Genomic DNA, 2,119 nt, shown 5'->3' on the forward strand with positions numbered 1-2,119 from the left:
GTAGTTGAGACTGCGGATCTGTAGTTGGAAGGTGAAGCGGTCGAGCTGGCTTGGCGCGATCACCAAGGCATGCAGTTCCTCGAATGCCTGTTCCAGCCCATTGTTCAGGTGCAGCAGGTCGAGGTCCTGGCTGTGGCGGGCACCTGGGATCCTGACCAGCAGCGATGTCCCGCCCTTGAGGATCCAGTGTCCGGCAGGCTCGAGAAACACCCTGGCCAGCATCCGCTGCATGAAGAACTCGCGGTGCAGTTCGGCGGTGGGCCGTTTCAGATCACGTGCGCGGTCACGGATCCGCTCGTTGATCGCGCTCTGGAATCCCCGGTCGTTCGGATACCTGTACGTTGTCGTCATCCCCGCCCCGATTCTCGTTGTCGTCCTTCTGTTGAACTGCACGCCTCAGAGCCGCTGGCACCGTATCGGTTCCGGACAGGTACCCCGAGAGATTACGCCTCAGTGCATCCGACACAACGCCTTCTGCACTGCCTGTGCCAAGCCGGTGCGCCAGAAGGTAATTCAGCACGGCCGCCTGTATGTCACCTGCGCTGTTGGCCCCGAGCGGGATAGACCGACCTCCCGGGCGCGCGGAAGTGCTTGACCTGGACGGGAATCGGATTGTTGTCGGCATCGTAGAGGATGAGGTCGATCCCATGATCGTCGCGGGTCAGCGCTTTGGCCGAAGCCGGGATGCCGGCCTGGCCGATGAAGTTGTGAACCAGGGCATCGCCCGCGCCTACTCGGAAGCCGTAGTAGTGCGCGTAGGGGCGCAGTGCGGTTGCCAGCTCGTCACGGGTGGTGTCCTCGGTGAGGATCGCATCGCGCACAACGCCTGCCAGATGCCCACCGTCGGTGCGGGCCGCCGCGAGATCCACCACTGTCCGCAGCGGCCGGGTCACCGGTAGACCGGCAGCCATGTGCCAGTCCTCCGGCGACAGTTCTCGGACATGAAACTTCACATCCGGGCTCCGGGTGCTGCGCCGCCGCGGCACCGTGAACTCGTGCACATCGGCATCGACGTCGCCAAGTCCTTGGATCAGCGCGGCGGAACGGTACGACACCACTCCCATCGGCACCCCGTCGGCGAGACGCTCGGACGCCTGGCGACCCGGTTCCAAGGCCAGCCATTCGGCGCGAATCGGGTCCTCCGGATTCGCGGGCGCACCGGTCAGCCGGTAGACGCCATGCCGCAACCGGATGATCAGCTCCGAATCGGCCAGGCGTTTGAGCTGCTGGGCGGTGAACCCGGCCGCGCCGGCTTGAGTGGAGGTGAACAGACCCCACTGCGCCTCGGCCATATCAGCCAAGGCGAGCAGTCGACCCTCCGCTTTCATGCATCAAAAATATCATACCCATCGGCACTACTTATCAGATGAAGCGATCTCTGCAGTCCCTTAGGGTATTTTTGACGTTGCGAAAACGAGTCATGCCGCCAGGCCGTGGCGGCCGAGCGAAACCTCGTCAAACATCAATCGATCGGTTCTGCAGCACCAGCCTGTTCAAACCGCATGCTAGATCGCATCTGCGATTGCTTGGTCGATATCCGAGATGAACAGTTCGATCCGTTCTCCCGAGGCTGCAAGTACGGCCGGTACTCGGCGACTGCGAAGACGTAGGTCCAAGACGGGTACCACGACGTACACTTCTTCGCCAGGAAGGTGCTCCGGTCCGTGCGTTGTTCAGCCCTCAGCAAGCTGAATTATTGCAGGTCAGAGCACCTTTCGGCATTCTCGGTGCAGGTTATGCGCAATTGCCATGATTGGCCGAGGCTAGCTAGGTTCCGCGCTGGTTCCACGCTCGCTCGAGTCACCTGACCCGGACAGCGTGCCTGGGCTGGGTGTGACGCCGAATCAGGGCACTGAAGTGCGCTGGTGACACTCCCGGAGGGAACGCTGTGTCCCAGCGGCCTTGGTCGACGCGTTCAGCGAGCAATTGCAGTGCTTTGACTGCGTCGCCGCGCGTGCCGGCCAACGACGATTCGTCGAGACGCCATCCGGAGAGCTGGGCCCGGTGGCGGTGCACGATGTGGAACAAGGTGATCAGGTCGGTGACATCCTTGTCTGCGAAGCGGCAGTTCCACGCCAACGATTTGAGGACCACGGCGATCTCGAGATCGTTTTTCTTG

2 protein-coding genes and 1 pseudogene are annotated in these 2,119 nt (G+C 62.3%); all 3 read right to left on the minus strand.

The genetic code is table 11. The features are described 5' to 3' along the window. Positions 1–351 (minus strand): nucleotidyl transferase AbiEii/AbiGii toxin family protein (locus ACFWPJ_RS31190; RefSeq protein ID WP_378856856.1); only part of this gene is annotated, 351 nt, incomplete at its 3' end. Positions 352–533: 182 nt separating this feature from the next. Then, positions 534–1,328, minus strand: coding sequence for a type IV toxin-antitoxin system AbiEi family antitoxin domain-containing protein (locus ACFWPJ_RS31195; protein ID WP_378856858.1), 795 nt, complete (start codon positions 1,326–1,328; stop codon positions 534–536). 472 nt (positions 1,329–1,800) lie between these two features. Beyond that, positions 1,801–2,119, minus strand: a pseudogene (locus ACFWPJ_RS31200) (hypothetical protein); the annotation flags it as partial.

It is taken from the genome of Nocardia sp. NPDC058497 (assembly GCF_042720195.1).
In the GTDB taxonomy this organism is placed as follows: Bacteria; Actinomycetota; Actinomycetes; order Mycobacteriales; family Mycobacteriaceae; genus Nocardia.

What these genes read in the sequence shown, in the direction of transcription:
- ACFWPJ_RS31195 (WP_378856858.1), bottom strand. Translation starts at nt 1,328, where the DNA reads ATGAAAGCGGAGGGTCGACTGCTCGCCTTGGCTGATATGGCCGAGGCG.